The 6,409-nt window shown below is 35.9% G+C and carries 4 protein-coding genes; 2 read left to right on the top strand and 2 right to left on the bottom strand.

Annotation, left to right across the window (positions count from 1 at the left end):
* Nucleotides 1–405: 405 nt before the first annotated feature.
* Both ACFO3G_RS04190 and ACFO3G_RS04185 read right to left on the bottom strand, forming a co-directional pair.
* The gene (locus tag ACFO3G_RS04190; protein WP_380078276.1) at nucleotides 406–675 is read right to left on the bottom strand and encodes a hypothetical protein; all 270 of its coding nucleotides are present in this window, start codon (nucleotides 673–675) and stop codon (nucleotides 406–408) included.
* A gap of 177 nt (nucleotides 676–852) precedes the next feature.
* Nucleotides 853–2,547 (bottom strand): choice-of-anchor J domain-containing protein, encoded by a 1,695-nt coding sequence (locus ACFO3G_RS04185; protein ID WP_380078274.1) that lies wholly within the window; start codon nucleotides 2,545–2,547, stop codon nucleotides 853–855.
* A 397-nt stretch (nucleotides 2,548–2,944) separates the two neighbouring features.
* Here ACFO3G_RS04185 and ACFO3G_RS04180 point away from each other — a divergent pair, with 397 nt between their 5' ends.
* Nucleotides 2,945–4,765: a DUF262 domain-containing protein gene (locus tag ACFO3G_RS04180; protein ID WP_380078272.1), complete on the top strand. Its 1,821-nt coding sequence runs from the start codon at nucleotides 2,945–2,947 to the stop codon at nucleotides 4,763–4,765.
* A gap of 602 nt (nucleotides 4,766–5,367) precedes the next feature.
* The gene (locus ACFO3G_RS04175; protein WP_380078270.1) at nucleotides 5,368–6,270 is read left to right on the top strand and encodes a TraB/GumN family protein; all 903 of its coding nucleotides are present in this window, start codon (nucleotides 5,368–5,370) and stop codon (nucleotides 6,268–6,270) included.
* The last annotated feature ends 139 nt before the right edge of the window (nucleotides 6,271–6,409 follow it).

The following is a 6,409-nucleotide window of genomic DNA, read 5'->3' as shown; positions in this document are numbered from 1 at the left end:
GCCAGACAATTCGAAATAATTTCTTTAATTTGTACTCGTGTGAGATCCATACTGTTTTACTGTTTTATTTTATTTTTTCAAAGATAATAGTCTTGGGTCTTACACACTTTTTTGGGACAGTATCTTTTTTATGGACAAAAAGGCGGCTTAAAAAACGACTTCAGGCCGCCTTTTTTGGAAGGTCGCGCGACTTGCAATCCGTTCTCGCGCGACTTTGAACCTAAACTCGCGCGAGGTTGCACCCCAAGTAGCGCGACTTCGCATGTCAAGGTCGCGCGACAATGGATCGAAAGTCGCGCGAGAATAGATTGCTTCTTGCGCGAGCTTATTTGTTAAAATAGAGCATAAAAAAAGCCCGTTTCGTACTATAAAAACGGGCAAAGTCGGTAAAAAGGTCCGATGACCCTAACCCTCGAATTTGAGATTTTGAGTTTGAATCAGTGTGTTTTGGGTAGCTTTTTGAGTAGCAATCAAGACAACAATATTTAACAAATAAAACTCTCTCATTACGAACTTCACAGCCCTATGAGAAAGACGATTCATTAAATCATATTTGATAGTTACAGAGTCATCTATTTGCTCTCTTAGAATAGGACATACCTTGCTCCATTGAAGGAATGCTCTTCCAAGCAAAATAGCAATCAAAAATATGGCAAGTAATATGCTTATCTCCATGGTTAGTATTATTTATCAACGACTAATATACTAAAAATCAATTTCTTTCGCAATAAATGAGGGTCTTATGTATGTGTCGAACAGCTCAACAAAAGCATATCTAAAATTTTATAAACAACAAAGGTAGCCGTACCAACAAAATGATACGACTACCTGTTAACAAACGATTATGCTTACTTACTCAACAACGATTTTATGCACTTCCACCACTTCTTGATTAATAGATTTTATCTTGACCAAATAGCATCCGGCAGGCAGACCACTGATATTCAAAGAAAGATCTTGATCAAATCGCTCACTCATAAGCAACTTGCCATCCATATCATAAACAAAAGCCTCAGCACTACCTTTGCCCGACACAACAATATGGTCGGCATCCTGACTGACTACAAACATGAAGTTATCACCTCTCGGAGCATCTACCGATAGGAGCTCTCCCTGAATCAATGAAACATCATCCAGATAGACCCCAATAGCACCATTGCCTTCATGAAGAAAACCAATATAAATCTTCTTCCCCGCATACTTTTCCAAAGATGCACTCACCTCATTCCAAATCTTATCCATATCAACTTCGTAAACCTTTGCAGGTAGAAGGACTTCTGTAAAGTCATTTTCACCATTGCCACTCTCCGAGATAACAACAGACAACTGATCTGTATTGTTGGGTTCAAGATTATGTGTATAGAATTTCAAATGTACCACCTTGTCCTTAGGTAGTTGAATCGCCGGAGTCACAAGCATCTGCTTAGTATTCAACTTCTTAAAAGAGGGATTACCTGACTCATCGATAGACTCGAGATAATTAGAAAATGAAGCATAACAGTCCATTCCACTATGAGCCTCATCAGCTGTATATTCAGGCTTCCACATATCTTTGTACACCTTCACATACATATCGTTCAAAGACATCCAATTATATCCATCTTTATCAATATCAATTGAGGTCCAACCCACCGGTTTGCTGTTAAAACCCTCCTTATAAGGGAAATAACTTACAAGAGACTCTGAGTTTATACCAATATTCGTACTATAAGACACTTCACCATTGCGGTCTTTTACAGTTAAGGACACTTGATAAATGCCGGGTTTATCCCAACGAACTTTTGGGGTTTTTTCTGATGATGTAGAAGGTGTGGCGCCCTCAATACTCCAACTATACACAGCATTGGCATCTACCGATCGAGTATTAGAAAACAAAATCACATCACTATTGACAACACCACCTTCCGATGAGATTTTTGACAAGGTCGGTTTGCTGTCAAGATGAAGAGAGTGCTCCATCAAATAATCAATACCTGCCATCTTATGTATCGTAATATGCTCAAAACATGAGCCATAAGAACGATCCAGATCAATAAAGAAGAAACTTGGATAATAAGGAACCGGCAAACCTAAAGTTGCAGTAAGATTTGCATCAGAAATAATAGGTGTAGGACAATTGCCTCCATCTGTCCAATCCCCATTGGAGTTACCCCCACCTTGAAGTACATCGAGAGGATTTCCCTCATTGTCTACCCACAAAACAAGCAAATCTTCTTTGTACTTGTCTTGAATCTTCTCTAACAATTTAGATTTATGAATATTCCAACACGGACCACACCACACTGCTGAAACATCAATTAGAATATGTTTCCCGGAACTTAAGATAGACTCAAAGTTATAACTGTTGCCTTTGATATCTTTGGCAACATAATGAGCTGTCTTCAAAGGGAAAAACTCAATAGAATCAATTTGTTTAGCACCTCTAAACCACTCTACTGATTGAGCACCGTTGCGTACTAATGGTCTTAATCTCTGACCAAAGGCTGGGGAAAATAGTAAACTGACAAGGCATACCACTCCCATCATAGAAATAATCAATCTTTTCATAGTTCAATAATTAAAATTTATTCACCTTAACAACAATCGACTGTGTTAACATTGTGTCATGCATGCCGAACAAATTTATAAAAACATTTCTATATAAAAGCATTTTTCTATACAAATATATTCATACAAAGAATATATCATAACATAAAGCCAATTACAATAAAACTAATCACACAAAAGAAGATAATTGATTCAAATGATAACGCCATAAAGACTTGTAGAAAGAATCTTATATTTGTCATAATAAGTAGTGATAGTAGAGCATTCTTACTAAAGAAAGTATTCTTAAGCTATCTCTACTTTCTTTTTAATTTAATCTATCTACAAAAAGATTATAAAAGCATTAGTCTTGCCTTATAGCAAATAAACTTGAAATAATAATACAAAAGATAAAAATATGGCTACAGCTAATATAAACGTCAACAAACAGAGTGTACTCCAACTACTAACAAGCGGTCAGGAAATACCTTTTGTTATTCCTGAGTATCAGCGCCCTTATTCATGGTCGGACGACGAAATTATAACACTCTTCGAAGATCTTTGGGAATTTTCAATAGAGCGAACCCATAATGATGGAGCAAAGAGCTATTTCTTAGGATGCATTGTATCATACGAGGAAGATGGAGAACGACAAATTATTGATGGTCAACAACGAATAACATCATTATTCCTGCTACTGAGAGCTGTATTTTATATGTTGGAGAAGGAGGATAATAAAACTGACGAGGTGAGAAACTTCATCCAAAAAATTAAACCTGCTCTCTGGAAAGAGAATGAAATGACTGGCAAAGAAGATCGTAGTCAGATCCTGCTAAGATCAGAGGTAGTTACAGACAATGGTAATCGCATACTTCAAAACATTTTGGAAACAGGAGAAACAGTTAAAAACGCTAAAGACAACTATTCCAGGAACTATAATAAATTCAAAGAATTATATGAGCAAAAATCTCAGAATAGTCCAAACCAAATATACCACTTTGTTCTTGCACTGTTAAACTATTCTATCCTCCTTCCTATCACAGCAGATGACCAAGAAACGGCTCTCACAATCTTCAATACTTTAAATAATAGAGGTCTTCCGCTGTCTGATGCTGATATATTTAAGTCATATATCTACAAAAAACTGGATGATTCAGAGAAGAAGAAGTTCATAAATAAATGGAAAAAACTGGAAACTGATGCCGAAAAGGCTAATGAAAGCATTCAATCCCTTTTCTATTACAACATGTTCTACATGCGTGCCAAAGAGAAGGACGATAAATCAACGACACCGGGAGTCAGAAAGTATTATCTCAACAAAAATAGTAATCGTCTAACTCCGGAAGTTATAGATGATTTGGCAATAAATCTGCAACTCTGGAAGGTTATTAACAACAGAGAGCCTGTAGAGGATGAAGAATGGAGTCTGAATATGGATATTCGCAAGATTCTTGACTGTCTTTCCTCTTACACCAACGAATTCTGGAAATATCCTGTTTCTATCTTCTTCATGGAGCATAAAAATAAGTCAAACTTTGAAGAACAGTTTTTGATATTCCTTAGAAAACTGTATGTCATGCTTCTGACTCGTTACCTTGAAGTCCCTACTATCAATGCTGTCAAAACCGATATTCTCAAACTTAATGTGCAAATTATCAAAAATAGCCATCCAGAGTTCTATGCAGGTTTTGGAGTGAACAAACCTGAAGATAGATGTGCAGTTGATATAGAGAAGACTCGAACAGACAAATTGATTATTACTCCACACAAGAATATGGTCAGGATGTTGTTAAAACTACTGGCTTATCAAGAAGATACTCAGTCTGATCTTCTTCCTGTATATTGGGAAATTGAGCATATTTTTCCACAGTCATGGGACACAAAATACTACACTCTTGACGAAGAGGAAACAAATGAGAAGTTAGAACATCTCGGCAATAAATTACCATTGGAAAAGAAGCTCAACATCTCAGCAAGCAACAACTATTTTGCAAAGAAAAAAGAAAAATACAGAAATTCTAAGATTGCCATCGTAAAGAGACTGGGAGAATCGCCTCTTAATGAATGGGATCTTACAAACATTGATGAAAACGATATTAAAGTTTGTAACATTGTTAAGCATATTCTCAAAACTTGGGTTGATGAATATGAGAAAATAGAAGATACATCAAAAATACCCGAAGCTACCCCAGAAGAGTTGGAAATGATTAGAATGCTCAAAGAAAAGGGGCTTATTTAATCAATGGGAAGTAAATGAAATCATTAATGACGACATTGAAAACAATCTGCAATAGACTCTCGCAACGACGATCTGTGTGGAAGGAAGAGTTGCAGCCAAAATGTTAAAAACTAAAACAATATAAGGCTTATGCGAAAGAGAGTTGCACAATCTATTCTTCTCTTAAAACTTAAAATAAACTCGCTTAATACAAGTCCAAAGATACATCAGAAATAATAGAGTTATAGTATACAATTATCACAAGGATATTATACTGGGACATAATGTCTATCTTTTATTTATTGCAAATAAGGATATAAAATAACAACATAGGGTGAGAAAGTAATCGCTTTCCACCCTTACTATTGAACTCAAATTTAGCTTTCGAGAGAGCTATGTTATCCTTCTCTATAAACAAGCCTTATAATAATATAAAAAGTCTATTATGTAAGTTAATTACACATAAGATTATTTCAGATAAGAAACAGATAAATAACAATAAAAAAGGACTAAATAATGCCTTTTTGATTTGAATAAAGACTAATTCGTTGTAATTTTGACAATTAACAAGATAATAGAAAGAAATTCATTAACACAACAAAAATGTAAAACTATTTTTAGTCATGAAAAAATTCATTTCACTTACTGTTGTAATCCTTTTGGCTCTTACAACATCAAACGCTCAGTTATTGTACAAGATATCAGGAAAAGGGCTTAACAAACCCTCCTATATCGTAGGAACACAACATTTCTCTCCAGGCACATTTGCTGACTCAATAACCGGTATGAAAAATGCTATGAATGAGGTAAAACAGGTCTATGGAGAGGTTGTCATGTCCGAACTAAGCAAACCTGAGATCACACAAAAAATCCAAGCAACAATGATTCTTCCTGAAGGAAAAACACTTAAAGACTTCTTTAGCGGGGAAGAGCTACAAGACGTATATAACTATATCTCAGAAGTATCAGGATTAGATATGAATAACCCAATGGTAGAGTCACAGCTATCTCAACTAACCCCTACTGCCATAGTAGCACAAATGGATGTGATGCTCAGCATAAAGTATGTACAAGACTACAATCCTCAAAATCCACTTGATATGTTCATTCAAAAAGAGGCCATAGAAAAGGGAAAGAAGGTAGGAGGGCTCGAAGAAGCCGACTATCAAATCAATCTTCTTTATGGTGGCAAACCGGAAGAAGGCTGCAAAGGCCTGCTTTGTGCCGCAAGGAATATCGGATTCGTCAAAGAGCAAACAAAAGACCTCGTCAATGCATACCAACATCAAGATATTAAAGCTCTCGAAGAAGCTTTCACCAGAAAGATGGGTAACGATTGCGATATGACAGAAGAGTTTATGACCAAACTCGTTACAAATAGAAACAACAATTGGGTGAAAATTATGCCCAATATAATGAAACAAGCACCAACACTTTTCGCTGTAGGAGCAGGACACCTCATTGGAGAAAAAGGTGTACTCAACCAACTTAGAAAAGCCGGATATACTGTGACAGCTGTCAAATAACAATAGCACATAGATATAGATACTGTCCCAAAAAAGTGTGTAAGACCCAAGACTATTATCTTTGAAAAAATAAAATAAAACAGTAAAACAGTATGGATCTCACACGAGTACAAATTAAAGAAATTATTTCGAATTGTCT

It is taken from the genome of Falsiporphyromonas endometrii, from assembly GCF_042654485.1.
Classification (GTDB): Bacteria; Bacteroidota; Bacteroidia; order Bacteroidales; family Porphyromonadaceae; genus Porphyromonas; species Porphyromonas endometrii.
The sequence above is the reverse complement of the archived record's forward strand: the minus strand, read 5'-3'. Positions and strand labels throughout refer to the sequence as shown.

What these genes read in the sequence shown, in the direction of transcription:
- ACFO3G_RS04180 (WP_380078272.1), top strand. Translation starts at nt 2,945, where the DNA reads ATGGCTACAGCTAATATAAACGTCAACAAACAGAGTGTACTCCAACTA.
- ACFO3G_RS04190 (WP_380078276.1), bottom strand. Translation starts at nt 675, where the DNA reads ATGGAGATAAGCATATTACTTGCCATATTTTTGATTGCTATTTTGCTT.
- ACFO3G_RS04185 (WP_380078274.1), bottom strand. Translation starts at nt 2,547, where the DNA reads ATGAAAAGATTGATTATTTCTATGATGGGAGTGGTATGCCTTGTCAGT.
- ACFO3G_RS04175 (WP_380078270.1), top strand. Translation starts at nt 5,368, where the DNA reads ATGAAAAAATTCATTTCACTTACTGTTGTAATCCTTTTGGCTCTTACA.